The organism is Marinomonas ostreistagni, from assembly GCF_016461785.1.
In the GTDB taxonomy this organism is placed as follows: domain Bacteria; phylum Pseudomonadota; class Gammaproteobacteria; order Pseudomonadales; family Marinomonadaceae; genus Marinomonas; species Marinomonas ostreistagni_A.
Genome location: NZ_JAEMUH010000010.1, coordinates 59,206 through 79,907, shown reverse-complemented (window position 1 = coordinate 79,907; position 20,702 = coordinate 59,206). Strand labels below are relative to the sequence as shown.

18 protein-coding genes are annotated in these 20,702 nt (G+C 44.9%); 10 read left to right on the top strand and 8 right to left on the bottom strand.

The window, feature by feature from the left end; translation table 11 throughout:
* The first annotated feature begins 3 nt into the window (after nt 1–3).
* The 3 genes from JHD44_RS11520 (at nt 4) to JHD44_RS11510 (ending at nt 4,112) form a co-directional block, all read left to right on the top strand.
* Complete coding sequence (locus JHD44_RS11520; protein WP_199462893.1) at nt 4–1,884, top strand: DUF294 nucleotidyltransferase-like domain-containing protein; 1,881 nt, start codon at nt 4–6, stop codon at nt 1,882–1,884.
* A gap of 14 nt (nt 1,885–1,898) precedes the next feature.
* A complete protein-coding gene (locus JHD44_RS11515; protein WP_199462892.1) occupies nt 1,899–2,612 on the top strand; it encodes a 3'-5' exonuclease in 714 nt (237 codons plus the stop codon).
* 387 nt (nt 2,613–2,999) lie between these two features.
* Entirely contained in the window at nt 3,000–4,112 is a 1,113-nt protein-coding gene (locus JHD44_RS11510; RefSeq protein WP_199462891.1) for a GlxA family transcriptional regulator, read from the top strand.
* Nucleotides 4,113–4,249: 137 nt separating this feature from the next.
* Here JHD44_RS11510 and JHD44_RS11505 read toward each other — a convergent pair whose 3' ends face one another.
* The 6 genes from JHD44_RS11505 to JHD44_RS11480 form a co-directional block, all read right to left on the bottom strand.
* The gene (locus JHD44_RS11505; protein WP_199462890.1) at nt 4,250–6,469 is read right to left on the bottom strand and encodes an NADP-dependent isocitrate dehydrogenase; all 2,220 of its coding nucleotides are present in this window, start codon (nt 6,467–6,469) and stop codon (nt 4,250–4,252) included.
* A 243-nt stretch (nt 6,470–6,712) separates the two neighbouring features.
* Nucleotides 6,713–7,342 (bottom strand): high frequency lysogenization protein HflD, encoded by a 630-nt coding sequence (gene hflD / locus JHD44_RS11500; protein WP_199462889.1) that lies wholly within the window; start codon nt 7,340–7,342, stop codon nt 6,713–6,715.
* Nucleotides 7,343–7,366: 24 nt separating this feature from the next.
* Nucleotides 7,367–8,476: a tRNA 2-thiouridine(34) synthase MnmA gene (mnmA, locus tag JHD44_RS11495; protein WP_199462888.1), complete on the bottom strand. Its 1,110-nt coding sequence runs from the start codon at nt 8,474–8,476 to the stop codon at nt 7,367–7,369.
* An 84-nt stretch (nt 8,477–8,560) separates the two neighbouring features.
* A complete protein-coding gene (locus JHD44_RS11490) occupies nt 8,561–8,950 on the bottom strand; it encodes an NUDIX domain-containing protein (RefSeq protein WP_199462887.1) in 390 nt (129 codons plus the stop codon).
* Nucleotides 8,883–9,587, bottom strand: a complete 705-nt coding sequence (locus JHD44_RS11485) for a pseudouridine synthase (protein WP_233402048.1) — start codon at nt 9,585–9,587, stop codon at nt 8,883–8,885. The genes JHD44_RS11490 and JHD44_RS11485 overlap by 68 nt, the downstream gene beginning before the upstream one ends.
* A gap of 139 nt (nt 9,588–9,726) precedes the next feature.
* A complete protein-coding gene (locus tag JHD44_RS11480) occupies nt 9,727–9,978 on the bottom strand; it encodes a cold shock domain-containing protein (protein WP_199462886.1) in 252 nt (83 codons plus the stop codon).
* Nucleotides 9,979–10,245: 267 nt separating this feature from the next.
* Between JHD44_RS11480 and clpS the strand changes: the two genes are divergently transcribed.
* On the top strand, nt 10,246–10,593 hold the full coding sequence (gene clpS / locus JHD44_RS11475) for an ATP-dependent Clp protease adapter ClpS (RefSeq protein ID WP_199462885.1): 348 nt from the start codon (nt 10,246–10,248) through the stop codon (nt 10,591–10,593).
* A 20-nt stretch (nt 10,594–10,613) separates the two neighbouring features.
* On the top strand, nt 10,614–12,878 hold the full coding sequence (gene clpA / locus JHD44_RS11470) for an ATP-dependent Clp protease ATP-binding subunit ClpA (RefSeq protein ID WP_199462884.1): 2,265 nt from the start codon (nt 10,614–10,616) through the stop codon (nt 12,876–12,878).
* A gap of 99 nt (nt 12,879–12,977) precedes the next feature.
* Here clpA and infA read toward each other — a convergent pair whose 3' ends face one another.
* Entirely contained in the window at nt 12,978–13,196 is a 219-nt protein-coding gene (gene infA / locus JHD44_RS11465; protein ID WP_055461515.1) for a translation initiation factor IF-1, read from the bottom strand.
* A gap of 127 nt (nt 13,197–13,323) precedes the next feature.
* Complete coding sequence (gene aat / locus JHD44_RS11460) at nt 13,324–14,091, bottom strand: leucyl/phenylalanyl-tRNA--protein transferase (RefSeq protein ID WP_199462883.1); 768 nt, start codon at nt 14,089–14,091, stop codon at nt 13,324–13,326.
* A 468-nt stretch (nt 14,092–14,559) separates the two neighbouring features.
* Between aat and JHD44_RS11455 the strand changes: the two genes are divergently transcribed.
* From JHD44_RS11455 to crcB, 5 genes are all read left to right on the top strand, one after another.
* On the top strand, nt 14,560–15,426 hold the full coding sequence (locus JHD44_RS11455; RefSeq protein WP_199462882.1) for a hypothetical protein: 867 nt from the start codon (nt 14,560–14,562) through the stop codon (nt 15,424–15,426).
* 101 nt (nt 15,427–15,527) lie between these two features.
* The gene (locus JHD44_RS11450; RefSeq protein ID WP_199462881.1) at nt 15,528–18,323 is read left to right on the top strand and encodes a DNA translocase FtsK; all 2,796 of its coding nucleotides are present in this window, start codon (nt 15,528–15,530) and stop codon (nt 18,321–18,323) included.
* Nucleotides 18,324–18,349: 26 nt separating this feature from the next.
* Nucleotides 18,350–18,955, top strand: a complete 606-nt coding sequence (gene lolA, locus JHD44_RS11445) for an outer membrane lipoprotein chaperone LolA (RefSeq protein WP_199462880.1) — start codon at nt 18,350–18,352, stop codon at nt 18,953–18,955.
* A gap of 3 nt (nt 18,956–18,958) precedes the next feature.
* Nucleotides 18,959–20,305 carry a replication-associated recombination protein A gene (locus tag JHD44_RS11440; protein ID WP_199462879.1) on the top strand — a complete coding sequence of 449 codons (1,347 nt, stop codon included), beginning with the start codon at nt 18,959–18,961 and terminating at the stop codon, nt 20,303–20,305.
* A 2-nt stretch (nt 20,306–20,307) separates the two neighbouring features.
* Nucleotides 20,308–20,679, top strand: coding sequence for a fluoride efflux transporter CrcB (gene crcB / locus JHD44_RS11435; RefSeq protein WP_199462878.1), 372 nt, complete (start codon nt 20,308–20,310; stop codon nt 20,677–20,679).
* Nucleotides 20,680–20,702 lie beyond the last annotated feature (23 nt).

Genomic DNA, 20,702 nt, shown 5'->3' with positions numbered 1-20,702 from the left:
CCTATGGAAGCGGAACATATAGAAATTGCCGAGTTCATAGGGCGCTACCCACCTTTTTCATTTCTCCCCCAAGACGCGCTGTATTCAGTCGCGTCTGCCATCGAAATTAGTTATTACCGCCAAGGCGCTGATGTGTATTGTTTTGGCGATGAAATACACGACTTCTGCTTTATTCGTAGTGGTTCAGTTGAGATCTACCGTCGTAATGGGCACCTCTACAACCGTCTTAGTGTGGGTGATGTGTTTGGCCAGCTTGGCTTATTGATGAAAAATAGAGTGCGTCTGCCTGCACGTGCTTTAGAAGACTCTCTTATCTACTTTGTGCCGGAAGCACTATTTAATGAGCTTTGCGATAACTTTGATGAGTTCGCTTACTTTGTTGAGGTGGACGATAAACGTAAGCTCAATAAAGAAGTTCAACAGCAGCAAGAAGATAATGCCTTATCCAGTGTCAAAGTGGGGGCGCTAATCGCCCGTGCGCCAGTGATGATTTCAACTCAAGCCAGCGTGCGGCAAGCGGCCCAGATAATGACCGAAGAGTCTGTGTCATCACTTTTGATTATTGAGCAAATCACTTCCTTTGAAGACGGGGGAGGGGAGCGTAAAAAACTGGTTGGGATTCTCACGGATCGCGATCTCAGAACACGGGTGGTTTCTCAAGGCATTGATTTGGAAACCCCTGTTACCGAAGTGATGACGGCCTCCCCGAAAACTCTTGATAAAGAAACCTACGTATTTGAAGCCATGTTAATGATGCTGCGGTTTAACTTGCATCATTTGCCGATTATTGAGCATGGTAGTCCAATTGGTGTGGTCGCTATCTCTGATATTGTGCGCCATGAATCTAAGAACAGTCTTTACATTGTTGGTTTAATTCATCGGCAACAGACACTCGCTGAATTAGCGCTTGTGGCGAATGATGTACCAGCCTGTTTTGTTCGTATGGTAGGACAAGAATCCAGTGCACACATGATTGGCAGTGCTATGTCAGTCATTGGTCGAAGCTTTAAGCAGCGTTTGTGTGAGCTGGCCGAAGAAAAGCTAGGGCCGCCGCCAGTGCCTTACTGTTTTTTGGCTTTGGGTTCCATGGCTCGTGATGAGCAATTGCTTATTACGGATCAAGATAATGCATTGATATTGTCTGATGATTACGAGGCAGCGAAGCACGGTGACTATTTTGAGTCTTTGGCCGAGTTTGTCTCCGAAGGGTTAGACCGTTGTGGGTATCCATATTGCAGTGGGCGTATCATGGCCACTAACCCTAGATGGCGAAAAACACTATCAGAGTGGCGTACATGTTTTGCTGACTGGATTGATGTTCCTAATCCTGATGCCTTGCTTAATTGCTCTGTCTTTTTTGATCTAGAAGGTGTTTGGGGGAATGTTGCATGGGCGGATGACTTGTACCAATTTATCGTAAACCGAGCCCAGAAAACGCCTAAATTCCTTGCTAGTTTGGCGCGAAATGCCTTACTACGAACCCCGCCACTTGGTTTTTTCAAAGAGTTTGTCATGGAGCAGGATGGTGCCCATCGCCGCACAATCAACTTGAAACGACGTGGTACGGCGCCATTAGTGGATGTTATCCGAGTGCATGCATTGGCGATTGGGTCTCTGGCGAGAAACTCCAGTGAGCGACTCGAGGATGTGATTGAATCAGGTATTTTACCGGACAAGCGAGGCCAAGAACTGAAGTACGCTTTGGAGTATTTGGCAATGGTACGGATACGTCATCAAGCGGAAGACGTGGAGTCAGGAGAGGACGTAGACAATACCATTGAGCCTGACAAGCTATCTGATATTGAAAGGCGCAATCTAAAAGAAGCGTTTAACGTCCTCAGTAGTAGTCAGCGTTTTTTAAAATATCGCTACCCTTTTTCCTAAGTTGAGTCGTGCACATGCTTACACACCAGCGGCGTTTTTCATGGCTTGATTATTTGCAAGAGCAAAGTATAAATTCTCAGGAGCCTTTGCTTAAGTGCTTTTATCAATCGCAATTGGACTTCATACAAGATAAGACATTACGGTCAACTGAGTTTGTCGCTTTGGACTTTGAGACAACGGGGCTGTGTCCAGAGAAAGATGAAATCGTCAGTATTGGGCTGGTTCCATTTACTCTTCAGCGTATAAAAGTGGCTCAAGCAAAACACTGGCTAGTGCGTCCCCAAGGGCAACTCTCGGACGAGTCGGTGGTGATTCATGGTATTACGCATTCTGATTTATCCCAAGCCCCCAGTTTGGATAAGGTGCTGCAATCCCTGCTACCTGAATTACAAGGCAAGATAGTTGTTGTGCATTATCAATTCATCGAACGCGAATTTCTGGCTCAAGCATCGGCTCGGTTGATGGGAGAAGAGTTGATTTTTCCTATGATTGATACCATGGCGATTGAGGCTCGGTGGCACCGCATGGGATGGCGCTCTGAATTGAAGCGATGGTTTGGCGTTAAGCAAGTTTCGATTCGGCTTGCTGATAGCCGCGTTCGTTATGGTTTACCACGCTACCAGATGCATAGCGCACTGACCGATGCGATCGCGACGGCCGAGTTATTTCAAGCACAAGTCAGACACCGTTTTTCAGGTGAGGATTATGTTTCAGATATCTGGCAATAAGTGTGCGTTATGCCCTAAAAGGGGGCTAAATGTGTCCGCGGAATTTTTTTATTTGGGTTAAGCAAATGAAACCACTTTACTCTATGTTTAGGAATGTGGTCTGTGTCATGTCCAATGACGACATTTTGTCGTTATGAGTTAAATTTAGCTTGGTCGTTTTTGGTTAAAAATGGTTTGATTGGTGTCGCTCACGTGATATTTCATCAGAGAGGCTCAATTATTATACGATGTCTGTTTTGGAGCATTTATTCACTAAACAGACAACAAAAGTGGAGAGACGTATACCCAACAGCTAACTGTCGGTCCGTCATAATAAAAATAAGTGAATATAGCCTGTTTGGCCTGCTAATTGCTTACGCTATATATCACGAATAAGAGGGCACACTCATGGTCTCAACTTCCCAAACGAATGGTGCATCCAGCAATAAAAAAGTGACGCGAGTCGGTTTTCTTTTGCTTGATAATTTCACAATGATTGCTTTGGCTTCTGCTCTTGAGCCATTGCGAATGGCCAATCAGCTCTATGGAGAAGAGCTTTATCAATGGTGTATGATCACTGAATCTGGCGACCCTGTCAGTGCAAGTGATGGCTTAAGTTTATCTGCCGATACCTCTATGTATGATGTTCCTGAACTGGATATGATTATCGTAGCAGGTGGACTTGATATTACGAGGGCATTCACCTCCAAGCAGGTCAATTGGCTACAACAAAAAGCAAGAAAAGGGATTACATTAGGCAGTATTTGTACTGGTGCTTACGTGCTGGCTAATGCTGGATTGCTTGATGGATACAATTGTAGTGTGCATTGGGAATGTATGACGGCTCTTCAAGAAAGTTTCCCTAAAGTCCGTTGTAATAACCGTTTGTTCTCAATGGACGAAGGTCGCTTTACAGCCACCGGTGGTAGTGCTCCTCTTGATATGTTTCTAACGATTATTGCTCGTGAGCACGGTGCTAAACTTTCTAGTGCTGTGTCTGATATGTTTATTTGCGATCGTATCCGAAGTGAATTTGATCAGCAGCGAGTTCCTTTGCGTCAGTTGAACAAAGGTGGTTGTAAACCGAAGCTGGTTGATGTGATTGAATTGATGGAAAACAACCTGGAAGAGCCAATTGATCTAGATGAATTGGCGGCATTTGTGGATGTGTCTAGACGTCAATTGGAACGTATGTTCCATAAGTATCTAGACTGCTCTCCGTCACGCTACTATTTAAGACTTCGACTAGATCGTGCTCGTCAGTTGTTGAAACAATCGAGTATGTCTATTGTTGAGATTTCAGCCGCTTGTGGTTTTATCTCAACGCCTCACTTTAGTCGTTGCTATCGAAAACATTTGGGGATATCGCCGAGGGATGAGCGTAAAGTGGCGTGGATGGGAAATATTACTCCAGTTGACCCTGAATCTGTTGGTAATCTTGTATACATGCCTCACTCTACCCGAGCGTTGAATAATGCTCATGCGGAGCCAAGCTTTGGTTCGATTGCTGTGATGAGCTAGACTCGACCGTTTCAAGTTCTTTAAAAGGGCCTCGTAGTAGGCTCTTTTTTATGTCTGTAACGAAATAAATGTAAAAAAAAACCACTCGATTTCTCGAGTGGTTTTTTGATCATTAAAACTGCTAGCTAAAGTCTAAATTATAGAGACTCAAGTGCCGCGTTGAATGTCGCACTTGGGCGCATTACTTTCGCAACTTCTTCTAGGTTCATGTGGTAGTAACCTTCCAGGTTAGCAGCAGAACCTTGAACAGTGTTTAGCTCTTCAACAATTTTCGCTTCGTTCTCAGTCAGAGTCTTCGCAAGTGGCGCGAACTTAGCAGCCAATGCAGCGTCTTCTGTTTGGGCTGCCAATTCTTGTGCCCAGTACATCGCTAGGTAGAAGTGGCTACCACGGTTATCGATGTCGCCGATCTTACGAGAAGGTGACTTGTTGTTATCTAGAAGCTGGCCAGTCGCTTTGTCTAGGCAAGTTGCCAGTACTTTCGCTTTTTCGTTACCTTGCTTGATGCCAAGCTCTTCGAACGATACTGCTGTCGCTAGGAATTCACCTAGAGAGTCCCAACGTAGGTAGTTTTCTTCTTGAAGCTGCTGTACGTGCTTAGGCGCAGAACCACCAGCACCGGTTTCGTACATACCACCGCCATTTAGCATTGGTACGATAGATAGCATTTTCGCAGACGTACCTAGCTCCATGATTGGGAATAAGTCAGTTAGGTAGTCACGAAGTACGTTACCTGTTACTGAAATAGTGTCTAGGCCACGGATGATGCGCTCCATTGAGAAACGGATCGCTTCGTTGTAAGACATAACACGAATATCTAGGCCTTCAAGATCGTGGTCTTGTAGGTATAGAGCAACTTTCTTACGTAGTTCGTTATCGTGCGCACGTTCTTCGTCCAACCAGAATACCGCTGGTGTGTTAGAGTTACGAGCACGAGTAACACCCAGTTTCACCCAGTCTTTGATCGCAGCGTCTTTCGTTTGACACGCACGCCAGATATCACCAGCTTCTACTTCGTGTTGCATTAATACGTTGCCAGCTGCGTCTACGACACGCATTACACCGTTAGCTTTTGCTTCGAATGTTTTGTCGTGTGAACCGTATTCTTCCGCTTTTTGAGCCATTAGACCAACATTTGGTACTGTGCCCATTGTCGTTGGATCGAATGCGCCGTTTGTTTTACAGAAGTTGATCACTTCTTGGTAAATACGTGCGTAAGTTGACTCAGGCATCACTGCTTTAGTGTCTTTAGTCTTGCCGTCACGGCCCCACATCTTACCAGAGCTACGGATCATCGCTGGCATAGACGCGTCTACGATGACGTCAGAAGGTACGTGTAGGTTAGTGATACCACGTACAGAGTCTACCATTGCGATTTCAGGGCGGTGCTCGTAGCAGTCGTGGATCGCTTGAAGGATTTCGTCTTGTTGTGACTGTGGAAGTACCTTGATCTTATCAAGAACACTGCCTAGACCGTTGTTAGGGTTAACACCGATTTCTTTGAACACATCACCGAACTTATCCCATACTTCTTTGTAAAATACAGTTACTGCGTGACCGAAAACGATTGGGTGAGACACCTTCATCATGGTTGCTTTCACGTGCAGTGACCACATAATGCCCGCGTCTTTAGCTTCTTGTAGAGACGCTTCGAAGAAGTCACGTAGCTTGCTTGCGCTCATGCGCATGCTGTCTAGTACTTCGCCTTCTAATAGAGGAAGCGTTTTCTTAAGCTCAACGTTACCAGCTTGGTCAACAAACTCGATACGAACGTCTTGTGCTTTGTCCATTGTTACGGACTGCTCAGATGAGAAGAAATCGCCGTCACGCATGTAGTCTGCGTGAGTTTGAGAAGTTTTCTTCCATTCGCCCATCGAGTGTGGGTGTTTACGTGCGTAAGCCTTCACCGCTGCTGGTGCACGACGGTCAGAGTTACCTTGACGAAGAACTGGGTTAACTGCGCTACCTAGCAATTTTGCGTAACGTGCTTGAACTTCTTTGTCTTCTTCAGATTCTGCTGTTTCTGGGTAGCTTGGGATAGCATAGCCTTGGCTTTGAAGTTCCTTAATTGCAGCGTTTAACTGTGGGATAGAAGCTGAGATGTTTGGTAGCTTGATGAAGTTTGCATTTGGATCAGCTGTTAACTCACCTAGGAAAGAAAGACCATCTTCAACGCGTTGATCTTCTGGAAGACGATCAGAGAACGCTGCAAGGATTCGGCCAGCTAATGAAATATCCGTAAGTTTTAGCTCGATGTCTGCTTCTTTCGCAAATGAACTAAAGATTGGCAGTAGTGAAGCTGTTGCAAGTGCTGGTGCTTCGTCTGTCAACGTGTAGTAAATCGTTTGTTTTGACATGTAATTCCCCTAACATTCTGGCTAGTTAGCCGCTTGGATAGAAGGTGACTTTTGGCCGCCATTCCCAGTAATCAATTCAATTATGATTAAAATTTTGGTCAATATACTACCTCAAATGGTGGTTTGAGAAATATTGACCGCGAATATAGTCAAGATTGATCTAAATGATTGTGGCGTATAATGGTAGATCAGCAAGAAGCTCACTGCATTATGGGCTCCTTGCATGATGTATTGAGAAGTAACTTAGAAACGGGCTTCCAATTGCTTGATGAGTGCTTTGCGCTTAAAGATTAAGTGCCAACGTCGACCACCAACTTGACGCCAAAGCATGGCGGCACGAACACCTGCCATCAACAACGCTCTCACTTGGTTCGCTGTATGAGGCTGTTGCAGATGTCGAGCGTCCCCATGTACTTGTATACGAAACGACATTTTACTAAGTGTTTCTTGGTACATGCCTGAGATACCGGCAATCATATTTTCATGTAGCACAGAATCAAAATGCTCTTTCTGGCGTTCCACTTGTGATAAGTGTCTACCAATTGCATTTAAGGTGTTGTCGTCTTTTTGCAGTTTGGATTCGAGATGAATCATGCTTAGCGCATAGCGAATAGTGTCTGGGTTAATCGCATCGCGACCTTTCCCCATTACTTCTTTGGCAATGCGACGACCTAAAGCCAAGTTACCCTGACAGTCGAATGAGCCACCGTAAATATCCTCCGTAGAAGAGGAGTTTACGACCAAAATGCTTTCAAGTAGTGGCTTACTGTATGCTTCGTCTGCGGTGCCTTTGCGTGCCAAATTCGCAACCAGCTCTGCCGCTTGAAAAATAGCGGAGAGGGCAATGGCTTGCTCTTTTAAATCGTGTTGCATTGCTTACTCCAGTTAGACATGCCTTTACTTGTTAAAAGCAACGTTAATGATGCCACCACCAAGGCAGTGCTCACCAATGTAAAAGACAACGGATTGCCCTGGTGTAATCGCTCGCTGAGGTTCTTTGAAGCTGACTTCAACGCGACCATCGGCTAATTCTGAAATCGTACATTCTTGGTCTGGCTGACGGTATCGGCACTTCGCCATACAAGTTAGCGGCATGTTTGGCTTTTCACGCGCGACCCAATCGAAGTTATCTGCAATAAGGTGCGTTTTAAACAGGGATTCGTGTTGGCCACCTTGTGTGACAACCAGCACGTTACGCTGAAGGTCTTTTTCTACTACATACCATGGCTCATCAGGGTATTTTGATAGACCACCTATGCCTAAGCCTTGGCGTTGACCAATGGTGTGATACATCAAACCGTGGTGTTTGCCAATGATGTCGCCTTCCAACGTTTCAATATTGCCTGGCTGGGCAGGTAAATATTGCTCAAGGAAATCTTTAAAACGACGTTCGCCAATAAAACAGATGCCTGTGCTGTCTTTTTTATTGTGCGTAATTAAGTCGTACTCTTCGGCAAGGCGGCGAACTTCTGGTTTTTCCAGTTCGCCCACGGGGAAGAAGGTGCGACCAATTTCATCTTTACCAACCGCATAAAGGAAGTAGCTTTGATCTTTGTTATTATCAAGGCCTTTCAGTAGAACGGGTTGTCCATCCACCTCACCACGACGAACATAGTGTCCGGTCGCAATGTAGTCAGCGCCTAATTCTAAAGCGTATTCTAGGAACGCTTTGAATTTGATTTCTTTGTTGCACAGGATGTCTGGGTTAGGCGTGCGTCCGGCTTTGTACTCCTCAAGGAAATGCTCAAATACATTATCCCAGTATTCTGCAGCGAAGTTCGCCGTATGCAGATGAATACCTAATTTGTCACAGACAGCTTGTGCATCCGCTAAATCTTCCTTAGCTGTGCAGTACTCAGTGCCATCGTCTTCATCCCAGTTCTTCATGAACAAGCCTTCTACTTGGTAGCCTTGTTGTTGAAGCAATAGGGCAGAAACAGATGAATCGACACCACCGGACATACCGACGATAACTTTAATAGATGCGTTTGGGTTTTCTTTACTCATGATTGCTCTCTAATAGTTGAAACGGGGTAAAGGCCCGTCATTAGAATAAGTGTCATATTGTATCTGAACGTTTGATCAAGATCTTTATTTTGCTTCCAAGTGATGATTATTAATCATATTGATAGGGAAGTTTTGACCATTTTCAAAGTCGTTGATGCATTCCAAGATTAGCGGGCTACGCTGAGGGTGTTGCTCAATTTCCTCTCTTGTAAACCAACCTGCGGACAGAATGTCTGGATCTAGATTATCGGTCATATGTGCGACGGTTTGGCAAATGACGCAAATCCGATGGTAAGTATCGGCTCCCGCAAAGGGGGTGAATGCATACATGCCTAAAATCCCTGTCGGTTCTACTTGCCAACCCGCTTCTTCCAGTGTTTCTCTGATCACTGCTTGTTGGAGTGACTCACCGTTTTCCACGTGTCCGGCTGGTTGGTTGAGAACGATCTGACCGTCTTGTGTTTCTTTGACCATTAGATAGCGCCCGTTGTCCGCTATGAGGGCGGCGACGGTGAGATGAGGCAGACTTTCGCGCTTTTTCTTGTTCAAATTCTTTTACCTGTGCTGCTAATGTTTCTGTGGGTTCTACTATTTCATAGGTACCAACAGGGATATTTTCAACTGAGTATGGGCCAATCGCAGCACGAATCAAGCGAAGCGTTGGAAAGCCAACATGGGCCGTCATGCGACGCACTTGTCGGTTTTTTCCTTCCGTGATTTGTAGCTCAATCCAGCTAGTTGGAATGCTTGCGCGTTCCCGAATTGGAGGCGTTCGTTGCCAGATATTGGGGGCTTCGATGCGTTGACATTTAGCTGGCTTGGTTGGTCCGTCTTTTAGCTCAACGCCTTTTTCAAGTTGATCAATCGCTTCTGCTGTGATGTCACCTTCCACTTGAACCCAGTAGGTTTTTGGCATTTTGAATGTTGGTGAAGCAATTAAGTGTTGAAGTGGGCCATGATCAGTCAGTAACAGTAGTCCTTCTGAGTCATAATCTAAGCGACCGGCTGGATAGACGTTTGCAATGTCGACATAGCTTGCAAGAGTGTCTTTATCACCGTCGTGGGTAAATTGACTAAGGACTTGGAAGGGCTTATTGAGTAGCAGTAGCATCTTAATACATGAGTGGTTTATTAATAAAAAAGTCTAGACGCCAAAAAGCACCTAAGGTGTCCATCATACCAAAGGTGCTTAGGTGTTAACGACTTTTAAAACTCATTAAGTCGTCTTTTAAGAACGAGCTAGCCTATGTTTAAGCCGTTTCGGCTTCGCGCTCTATCACAGCGGAAGTCGCTTCTGATGTAACAGGAGTGATTTCAGTTGCGTGCAAACCTCTTTTGCCCGGTGTCACGTCAAACGTGACTGCTTGGCCAGCCTTTAGTGTCTTGTAGCCTTCAACGTTGATCGCTGAATAGTGAATGAACAAATCTTCTTCGAAACTGTCAGATACTATAAATCCGTATCCTTTTGCGTTATTAAACCATTTAACGGATCCACGATGCATGAGTCACTCCTTCAATACTCTTTAGGCCCGATTAGCCGAACCGCAAATAAGCGTTGTAAACACATTCGTTGCAATCTATGAGGCCAAAGATCTGTTAAACTCCGTATAAATTTACAGGGTTTAATTGTTTGACTTTTAACCACACTCTAGTTGAGCGTAGAACTCTATCGTGGATTTGTAAAATTCTTATTGTTTTCCAGTTTCTGAGTAATCAGATATTGTGAAAATGCAAATTAACGTGAATATTTGTAGTGTTTGAGGTCCCAGATGTTTGCATCGGAGCAAATTAAGCTAAATTTAGAGGACGATGATTTTGGTCATTCATCAACTGCCATTGCGCCTGATGAAACCGAGCTTAAGCCACCATCCATGTATCAGGTGGTTCTTTTTAATGATGATTACACGCCAATGGACTTTGTCGTGTTTGTTCTACAACGCTTTTTTAATATGGATGCAGAGAAAGCCCAGCATGTAATGATGGAAGTGCATACCAAAGGTAAAGGTATTTGTGGCGTTTACCCATATGGTATTGCAGAAACCAAAGTAGCTATGGTGCAGCAGTTTTCAGAACAAAATGAGCACCCCCTAATGTGCGACTTGCAACAAGTCGAATGATTTCAAGAGAGGGATAAGCGATGCTAGATAAAGAACTAGAACAAACCTTGAATAATGCCTTCAAAGCCGCTCGAGATAAGCGTCATGAGTTCATGACCGTAGAGCATTTATTATTGGCGTTGATTGACAACGCTGCAGCGTCAAAAGTACTTGAGGCGTGCGGTGTCACTTTAGAAACTTTGAGCAAGGAGTTAGAAGAGTTCGTCGACAGCACCACCCCTCTTATCCCAGAAGGCGATCAAGAGAGGGAAGTGCAGCCGACTCTTGGCTTTCAGCGCGTTCTTCAGCGTGCCGTCTTCCATGTTCAGTCCTCAGGAAAACGTGAAGTGACTGGCGCGAATGTTCTTGTTGCGATGTTCAGCGAACAAGAAAGTCAGGCAGTGTATCTTTTACGCCGTCATAACGTAGCGCGTATCGATGTGGTTAACTTTGTTGCCCATGGTATTTCAAAGCTGGGCGATGCTTCTTCACAAGAAGATTCTGTAGAGCATGACGATGAGGATAGTGAAGATACCGCTAAGGCGCCATTGCAAAAATACGCTACCAACTTAAATGAAGAAGCTAAAGCAGGCCGTATTGATCGCTTGATTGGTCGTCAATACGAAGTTGAGCGTGTGGTTCAAACATTATCTCGTCGTCGTAAGAATAACCCTTTGTTGGTTGGCGAGTCTGGAGTGGGTAAAACCGCTATTGCCGAAGGCCTTGCGAAACGTATTGTTGATGGTGAAGTGCCTGATGTTATCGCTGATGGTGTGGTGTACTCACTGGATCTAGGTGCACTGTTGGCGGGCACTAAGTACCGTGGTGATTTTGAAAAGAGACTTAAGCATTTACTTGGCGAGTTGAAAAAGTTACCTAACGCTATTTTGTTTATTGATGAAATTCACACGATTATTGGCGCAGGTGCGGCTTCTGGTGGTGTGATGGATGCGTCCAACCTATTGAAACCTGCATTGAGCTCTGGTCAATTACGTTGTATCGGTTCTACGACCTTCCAAGAGTTCCGAGGCATCTTTGAAAAAGATCACGCCTTGGCTCGTCGTTTCCAGAAAGTGGATGTGAACGAACCAAGTGTGGATGATACCTACGAAATTCTTAAAGGCATTATTGGCTCATTCGAGGAGCATCACAAAGTCAAATATGAAGATGCAGCACTTAAGGCGGCTTCAGAATTGGCTCAGCGTTATGTTCCGGATCGTCATATGCCTGATAAGGCGATTGATGTGGTTGATGAAGCGGGAGCGTATCAGCGCCTTCAGCCTGAAGATTCTCGTAAAGAAACCATCACGGTTGAAGATATTGAAGAGATCGTTTCAAAGATTGCTCGCGTGCCAGTGAAAGCGGCTAACTCGGACGATCGTAAAGTGTTGGGTAATCTTGAACGCAACCTGAAAATGGTTGTGTTTGGTCAAGATGGGGCGATTGAATCCTTATCTGATGCAATCAAATTATCTCGTGCTGGTTTGAAAGCAGAGCAAAAACCTATCGGTTCATTCCTAATGGCGGGCCCAACTGGTGTTGGTAAAACCGAGGTGACACGTCAATTAGCTAAAGCATTAGGCCTTGAGCTGATTCGCTTCGATATGTCCGAGTACATGGAGCGTCATGCTGTGTCGCGTTTGATTGGTGCGCCACCAGGCTACGTAGGATTCGATCAGGGTGGACTTCTAACGGAAGCGGTAACCAAGAATCCTCACAGTGTTGTGTTGCTTGATGAGATCGAGAAAGCGCATCCTGAGGTGTTTAATCTACTGCTTCAAGTCATGGACCACGGCACGCTTACAGACAACAATGGTCGTAAAGCCGATTTCCGCAATGTCATTCTGATCATGACGTCTAACGCGGGCGCAGAAGTGCTGGCTAAACGTTCAATTGGCTTCTCATTGCAGGATAATTCGACTGACGGCATGGAAGTGATTAATAAAACCTTCACACCTGAGTTCCGTAACCGTTTAGATGCGGTGATTCAGTTCAAGCAATTGGACGAACAAGTGATCTTCAATGTGGTTGATAAGTTCCTTGTAGAGCTTCAAGCGCAACTTGACTCAAAAGGTGTCATGATTGAAGTCAGTGATACTGCTCGTGGTTGGTTGGCAAACAAAGGCTATGATCGTCAAATGGGCGCTCGCCCGATGGCTCGTGTGATTCAAGAGCACTTGAAGAAACCATTGGCAAATATGATCTTGTTTGGTGACTTAACCGAAGGTGGAGTTGTATCAGTTTCGCTAAATGAAGAGAAAGACGAGCTGGATTTCTCCGTACGCAAAGAAGCGGTGAGCTGTTAAGAGTAGCTCACCCAGCTTCTTCATTTTCGTCTATTAGAGACACGAACGCCGCTTAACCAGAGGTTAAGCGGCGTTGTTGTTTTACGCTATCGTGTTAAATTAACGAGAACGGTAAACGATGCGACCTTTGGACAAGTCGTAAGGTGTTAGTTCAACCTTTACCTTGTCACCAGTCAAAATACGGATGTAGTTTTTGCGCATCTTACCAGAGATGTGTGCAGTCACAACGTGACCGTTTTCAAGTTCTACGCGGAACATGGTGTTTGGAAGGGTATCGACAATCGTACCTTCCATTTCAATGCTGTCTTCTTTTGCCACAATCAGTGTCCTGTTCTTAATTAAGGTTAAGCATGGTCTCGCTATTTAGGCTAGAAATAGGCTTGTGATTGGCGAGTTTGCTAAAATTTCGGCGGTATTTTGCCCAAAATACCCTAAAAAAGCAAATTTAGTCTGCCTTAAACTCCACTTGGTGAGTGCACTTTGCTAATGCGAGCTGATTTAGCGGTGCGTTGCGAGTGGGGGTTGGTACGTAGCTTTGAAGGTTTGCAACGAATGACTTTTTCGACATCATCTTTGCGCCAAGTGATATCAAGTGATCTGACTCAACTTGACAATCAATCAACTCAATACCTAGCTTGTTTGCCATCTGACAGAACTGCCATAGAGCCACTTTTGAGCCATTAGGGCGTAAAGAAAACATTGATTCACCAAAAAACATTTTTCCCATAGCGATACCATAGAACCCCCCTGCAAGCTCTTGGTTTTGAAACACTTCGATCGAAAAAGCATATCCAATACGGTTTAGATTCGAGTACGCCTCAATGATTTCGTCTGAAATCCATGTGCCCTCTTTTTGGACTCTAAGTTTGCTGCAGGTTTTGATGGTTTTTAGAAAATTATCATTTACTCGCCAAGTCCAATCGCCATTTTTTATACACTTCCTGAGTGACCTACTTAAGTGAAACTGTTTTGGCTTTAAGGTGCAGCGTTCAATCGGGTGCCACCACAGAATTGGATCAGGATCACTGTACCAAGGAAAAAAGCCGTGTTGGTAAAGGTGAATGAGGCGCTCAGGTTTCAGGTCGCCTCCCACCGCAGAGAGCCCTTCTGGTTCTAAAAGAGCTTTGAATGGGTCAGGTGTATCGAAGACTGATTCAGTCAAGAGAACCAGTTCTTGTGCCGTATTTTCGCTATTTGTCGAGTTTTTGTGCATGAATCGTCTTTTTTTGGGCTGTTATATACGATTATTATCCATAATTTTTGACCTATTTTGCTAGCAATTGTTCAGTGTTTGTTTGAAACAAATGGTTTTAATGTAATTATGCATACAAAGAGTACTAAACTCGCACAGTTTCGTGTGTTGATATTCTGTTTTTGTCATTAAGACATAAATGAAAACCCAAAAATGCAAAAAAAACTCAAAAAAAGTGCTCATAGTGCTTGACCAGTAAAGGAAAACTTGGTTTTAATCAGGTTAGTTCGAAGCGGTGAGTAAAAAAAACCAAACGCATTGCTTTATAAGAGCTGAAAATTTTCTAGTGTTGTGCATTTGTCACAAAACTGAAATTGATGGGTTTTATGATACTTGAGTCGTTGATTTGTCAGCGTTTCTTAGAATAGGTAGTAAAACCTTTCAAGAAGGTCTTGAGACCGAACATATATAATTAAAGGGGAATCTTGAATGAAAGCGATTAAACTTGCTTCTGTTTTCGCGGTATCAGCTGTTGCAGCTGCAGTATCTACATCAACTTTCGCAGCTGAGCCAGTTTTTTCTGGTACTGCTGGCGTTGAGTACACTAGCTACTACGGTGACTCTTCAGCTACTGGTGATCTAGCTGACGGTACTGACATCGGTGAGCTTGAGCTTTCTGTTGACACTGGTGTTGTTTACGCAGAAATCGAAGTTGCAACTACTGGTGCTGATGAAGCGACTACAGTTGGTTTTGAAAAACTTTACGTTAAACAAGGCGCTGTATCTTTCGGTCGTTTCGACGGTTCTGTAGCAGCTGGCGCGTTCATGGGTATGGATGAGATCGGTTACACTGGTGTTGATCTACGTACTGAAGACGGCGACACTGATAACACTGGTGTACGTTACTCAGTAGCTCCAGGCCTAACTGTTGCTCTTGAAGCTACTAACAACGACGTAGGTGACTCTGAAGTTGGTGGTGCAATCTCTTACGTTGCTGACCTAGGTGCTGCTAAAGTTGGTATCTCTGGTGGCGTACTAGGTGATGCAAATGCAGTTAACGTTGGTGCACAATTCAACGCTGGTCCTGCTACATTCTCTGTAAACTACGGTGTAGGTGAGCGTCAAACAGCTACTGGCACAACTGACCACGAAGAAGCTGGTGTAGGCATCGAGTTTGCTGCAACTGATGCTCTTACTCTTACTCTTCAATACGCTAACGAGCTAGAGCAAGAAATCGACGGTACTTACTTCATCGCTGCTTACGCTGCTGGCGATCTAACTTACTACTTCGAAAACTACAACGGTGAAAATGCTGGTATGGAAGCAAACATCGTTGGTGTTAAAGCTTCTTTCTAAGATTTCCCTATCTTAGCAAAAGCGAAAGCCAGCCTTCGGGCTGGCTTTTTTTATGGTAAGCTTGCAGCCTAACATTGGCTAAATACATTGGAAGGTGGCTTTTGACACAAGCAGAACGTGAGTCTGTACGATCACTGATCTGGGGGACTTTTGCAAAGCAGGCAGCGTTTATTACAGCATTGCTGTTTTTTTTATTTTTTGCTTTTGCAACTTACAGTTATAACCCAGATGATGCAGGTTGGTTTTACTCTGGTAGTGGGGGACCCATAACAAACTCTATGGGACCAGTAGGAGCGATGCTATCGGATTTGTTATCTGCTTTTTTTGGTAGTCTATTTTATTCTTTGCCAATTCTTTTCCTCGTTGTGGCTTTTATCATTTGGCGTAATCCGCACAAAATGATTCCGGTAAACAATGCCATCCTTTGCTCCATCGGCAGTATTTTATATTTAGCGACTGGATCTGCTTTATGCTTTCTACATACTGTTGGTAATGTTTCTCTTCAATTTGGTGCTGGCGGGATTTTAGGTCAAGCGTTTGGGCAGCTTCTGTACCATTGGATTGGGTACGATGGTGCGACGCTTGTCAGCTTGGCAGCATTTCTTTTAGCAATCACACTACTTGCTCAGATTCACTGGTCCCAATTATTGGAATATATCGGTGAGCGCGCAGAGTTTATTTCCCTTAAAGTTGCTAATGCTCTAAAGCGTGGTGAGGACAAAGATGACGAAGAACAAGCTGATTCTAAAGCGACCACAAAGAAAGACAAGGCAAGAAAGCTAAATGCTTCTAAGGTTCCTGATCAGGCCTTTGATGAAGACGAGTTGGATAAGCCTGCGATTTTCCGCAAGAGGCAACTCTCTGAAACGCAATTAAGTGAAAAAGAACAAGTTGATGAGGAGTCATCTTCGGGCCTCTGGCATACGATTAAAAGTAAATTTCAGCGACAGCGAGATGATGAGGCATCAGTTAGTTCTGAAAATCAGAAGCGAGAACATCAAGAGCCAAGCTTTGCGGGCTTAGATGGCGTTTCTTTTGATGACGATAAATTTGATTTCAAAGATACCCTCTATATTGAAGAGGACGATAAAGAGGTCCGTTTTGATGAGGTTTGGGAATCAACACCCAAAGCACCAGCTAAGAAAGCAGAAATAGCGAAAACTCCAGAGATACCGAATGCGGAACAAAAATCCTATGAGGGTCAGCTTAATGTTCCATCGACTCAAAACGATGAAGACGATCTGCCAAGAGCTGTTGAGCTTGTTAAATCTAAATCAACCAATTCAGAGGGAAAATCTGCTCGTCAGCCGCAACCCGATTTAAATGCTCATAGACCGGCAGTGAAAACTCTTTCGGAAGCAAAACAATTAGATGGCTTAGGTGGTCCTCACACGGAAGTAGAGCGAAGTGAGGCGGCTTACACGTTACCTGATAGGAGTGTGCTAACACCGCCAAAACCTAAAAAGGGTGGCTATACCGAAGAGGAGTTGCTTGACCTTTCAGCCTTGCTAGAGCAGCGTCTATTGGATTTTGGCGTCAAAGCTGAAGTGGTCGAGGTAAATCCCGGACCAGTTATTACGCGTTTCGAAATTCAACCAGCGCCGGGTGTGAAGGTTTCACGTATTACCAACCTTGCCAAAGACCTTGCGCGTTCATTAAGTGTGATGAGTGTGCGTGTCGTTGAAGTCATTGCAGGTAAGTCAACGATCGGTATTGAAATCCCTAACCAACATCGAGATACGGTTTACTTCTCTGAAGTGATTAACACCCCTTTGTACGACAATGCTTCATCTCCGCTAACCTTGTCATTAGGTCACGATATTTCAGGCGAACCCGTTGTGGTGGACTTGGCTAAAATGCCTCACGTGCTTGTAGCGGGTACAACAGGCTCAGGTAAGTCCGTTGGGGTGAACGCCATGATCTTAAGTATGCTACTTAAATCAACGCCAGATGAAGTGCGTATGATCATGGTGGATCCGAAGATGTTGGAGCTTTCTATTTACGAAGGCATTCCGCATTTGCTAACACCTGTTATCACGGATATGAAAGATGCCGCAAACGGTTTGCGTTGGTCGGTAGATGAAATGGAGCGCCGCTATAAACTGATGTCGAAACTGGGGGTGAGAAATATCGCTGGTTTTAACAAAAAGGTACGTGAAGCGGCTGCAGCGGGGCAGCCAATAGAAGACCCTCTATGGACACCGGAAATGGCGATGTTCTCAGAAGATGGAGTAGCGAGAACGGTACCATATCTTGAACCCCTTCCTTACATCGTGATTGTTGTCGACGAATTTGCCGACATGATGATGATTGTAGGTAAGAAAGTCGAAGAGTTGATTGCTCGTATTGCGCAAAAAGCCCGTGCAGCGGGGATACATTTGGTGTTGGCAACACAGCGACCATCGGTAGATGTTATTACGGGCTTGATTAAAGCCAATATCCCAACACGAATGGCGTTCCAAGTGTCATCGAAAATAGACTCTCGAACTATCTTAGACCAGGGGGGGGCCGATCAATTGCTTGGTATGGGGGATATGCTTTACTTGCCAGCAGGATTGCCAACCCCTATTCGTGTTCATGGAGCTTTCGTGTCTGACGAAGAAGTGCATGCAGTGGTAGAAGAATGGAAAGCCCGTGGTGAACCAGATTATATCAATGATGTGACGGTTAGCGCGGAAGACCTTAGTGCTGGAGGGGGCGGTGAAGATCAAGACCCACTTTATGACGAGGCTGTGAAAATTGTGGTTGAAACACGTAAAGCTTCAATTTCATCCATTCAGCGTAGATTAAAAATCGGTTATAACCGAGCCGCAAACTTGGTGGAAGCGATGGAGTCAGCTGGATTAGTTGGGCCGATGGGAACGAACGGTCAGCGTGAAATTTTAATACCTGAATAAGGTGGAAGATTGGGCTAGGAGAAATTATGAAGCATTTGTTCGCAGTATTAGGATTAATGTTGAGTGCTACAGCTGTTGCGCAAACTGCAGCAGAGTCTTTGACGGGGCTGTTAGACCAGAATCGCAATATAGAAGGCGAATTTCGTCAGATGACGAATAACGAGCAGGGTGAAACCGTGCAAAATAGCGAAGGCGTTTTCTTGCTCGCGGCTCCGAATCGTTTTGTTTGGGACACAGTTACCCCTTTTCCACAGCGTATTATTTCTGATGGTGAATGGGTCACAATTTGGGATGTTGACCTAGAACAGGCCACACGTAAGCCATTTTCTGGCTCCGTTGGCAATTCTCCTGCCGCGCTGTTAGGAGAGTCAGCAGAAGATGTGTTAACCCACTATGAAGTAAAAACACTAGCTGAAAATACATACCAATTGTCGCCAAAAGAGCAAGAAGACCTATTTGATACGTTAACGTTATCGTTCGACAATAAGAAGATCAGTGCCATGAGTATTAAAGATGTTCTAGGGCAGACAACGATAATTGAGTTTGCCAATATTGAAACACACAATGGTGTATCAGAAAGCAACTTTGTTGTGAAGCTACCAGACTCGGTAGATGTTATGTTTGAGCAGTAAGCAATGGATGATTTATTTGCCGCGGACAATATAAACCCCATGGCGCCTCTGGCTGCGCGTATGCGTCCAGAGACATTAGATGAATACGTTGGCCAGCAGCATTTAGTGGGAGAAGGCAAACCTCTACGCAAAATGATTGAACGCCGTCAGGGTCATTCGTTTATTTTATGGGGGACTCCTGGCATTGGCAAAACCACCTTTGCGAAGCTCTTTGCAAATTCTTTGGATGCAAAATTCATTGAATTGTCTGCTGTAATGTCCGGTGTGAAAGAGATTCGCGCGGCGGTAGACGATGCTAAACAATGGCGCCTCATGACACAAAAGGCCACCTTGTTATTTGTGGATGAGGTGCACCGCTTTAATAAATCCCAGCAAGATGCTTTTTTACCGTTTATTGAAGATGGCACCTTTCTTTTTGTCGGTGCCACAACGGAGAATCCAGCCTTTGAGCTGAACTCGGCGCTACTGTCTCGTGCCCGTGTTTATCGCTTACAGACGCCAAGTGTTGATGATCTGCAAGATGTGATGACACGGGCGCTCGCTGACCCTATACGAGGGTTGGGCAAACGAAATATCCAAGTAAGTGACCATCATTTAAATGTTTTGGCGCAAGCCGCAGATGGGGATGTGCGTCGTAGTCTGAATTTTCTTGAAATACTGGCAGATTTTGTCGAAGACGGCGAAACCATTACCGATGAGCAATTAGAAAACGTGCTCGGGGGTAGTATTCGCCGCTACGACAAAGGTGGTGATGTGTTTTATGACCAGATTTCTGCTTTTCATAAATCCATTCGAGGCTCATCGCCTGATGGTGCGTTGTACTGGATGGCGCGTATGCTGGATGGTGGTTGTGACCCGCTATATATTGCTAGGCGTTTACTAGCGATTGCTTCAGAAGACATTGGTAATGCTGATCCAAGAGCGTTACAGGTGGGGTTAAACGCTTGGGACATATTTGAACGAGTAGGGCCTTATGAAGGCAACAGAGCCATTGCTCAAGCAGCTGTTTACATGGCTTGTGCGCCGAAGAGTAATGCGGTGTATCGAGCTTTTAGTCAAGCACTAGAAAGTGTCAGACATCATCCGAGTCTTGAGGTGCCGAACCATCTAAGAAATGCACCGACTAGCTTAGCTAAGGACATGGGGCATGGGGAAGATTATCGTTATGCCCATAATGAACCGAATGCTTATGCGGCGGGTGAATCTTATCTCCCACAGGAAATTGCAACGGAGCGCTATTATCTGCCAACGGACCGAGGTCTAGAGAAGAAAATTGGCGAGAAGCTTGCTTGGCTTGAGCAACAAGACCAGCAGAGTCCTTTGCAACGCTATTCAAATGGAGATACATAGTTATGATGTACATCATGATCGCTTTAGGTGGGGCGCTAGGTGCGCTATCGCGTTTTGCCATGGGAAAGTGGGTTAATAGTTTCTGGCAAGCGCAATATCCGATGGCGACAATGTCAATCAATATTCTGGGCAGTTTTTTTATGGGTATTGCCTTCGTGATGATTAGTGAGCGTTTGCCAAACTTGGAGCCACTTCGCCCGTTAATAATGGTGGGCTTTTTAGGGGCATTTACGACCTTTTCAACTTTTTCCTTAGAAATCGTCTCACTATTGAACCAGCAGGCTTGGCTAAGTGCCTTAAGCTATTTATCATTGAGTTGTTTGCTAGGTGTGTTGGCATTGGCCGCAGGCATTGGCCTTGCGCGAGTCTTTTAAGACCAACCCTACGCAGTTTTCAT

Bases quoted from the DNA above. Each gene is read 5' to 3' on its own strand.
- JHD44_RS11520 (WP_199462893.1), top strand. From the start codon at position 4: ATGGAAGCGGAACATATAGAAATTGCCGAGTTCATAGGGCGCTACCCA.
- JHD44_RS11515 (WP_199462892.1), top strand. From the start codon at position 1,899: ATGCTTACACACCAGCGGCGTTTTTCATGGCTTGATTATTTGCAAGAG.
- JHD44_RS11510 (WP_199462891.1), top strand. From the start codon at position 3,000: ATGGTCTCAACTTCCCAAACGAATGGTGCATCCAGCAATAAAAAAGTG.
- JHD44_RS11505 (WP_199462890.1), bottom strand. From the start codon at position 6,469: ATGTCAAAACAAACGATTTACTACACGTTGACAGACGAAGCACCAGCA.
- hflD (WP_199462889.1), bottom strand. From the start codon at position 7,342: ATGCAACACGATTTAAAAGAGCAAGCCATTGCCCTCTCCGCTATTTTT.
- mnmA (WP_199462888.1), bottom strand. From the start codon at position 8,476: ATGAGTAAAGAAAACCCAAACGCATCTATTAAAGTTATCGTCGGTATG.
- JHD44_RS11490 (WP_199462887.1), bottom strand. From the start codon at position 8,950: ATGGTCAAAGAAACACAAGACGGTCAGATCGTTCTCAACCAACCAGCC.
- JHD44_RS11485 (WP_233402048.1), bottom strand. From the start codon at position 9,587: ATGCTACTGCTACTCAATAAGCCCTTCCAAGTCCTTAGTCAATTTACC.
- JHD44_RS11480 (WP_199462886.1), bottom strand. From the start codon at position 9,978: ATGCATCGTGGATCCGTTAAATGGTTTAATAACGCAAAAGGATACGGA.
- clpS (WP_199462885.1), top strand. From the start codon at position 10,246: ATGTTTGCATCGGAGCAAATTAAGCTAAATTTAGAGGACGATGATTTT.
- clpA (WP_199462884.1), top strand. From the start codon at position 10,614: ATGCTAGATAAAGAACTAGAACAAACCTTGAATAATGCCTTCAAAGCC.
- aat (WP_199462883.1), bottom strand. From the start codon at position 14,091: ATGCACAAAAACTCGACAAATAGCGAAAATACGGCACAAGAACTGGTT.
- JHD44_RS11455 (WP_199462882.1), top strand. From the start codon at position 14,560: ATGAAAGCGATTAAACTTGCTTCTGTTTTCGCGGTATCAGCTGTTGCA.
- lolA (WP_199462880.1), top strand. From the start codon at position 18,350: ATGAAGCATTTGTTCGCAGTATTAGGATTAATGTTGAGTGCTACAGCT.
- JHD44_RS11440 (WP_199462879.1), top strand. From the start codon at position 18,959: ATGGATGATTTATTTGCCGCGGACAATATAAACCCCATGGCGCCTCTG.
- crcB (WP_199462878.1), top strand. From the start codon at position 20,308: ATGATGTACATCATGATCGCTTTAGGTGGGGCGCTAGGTGCGCTATCG.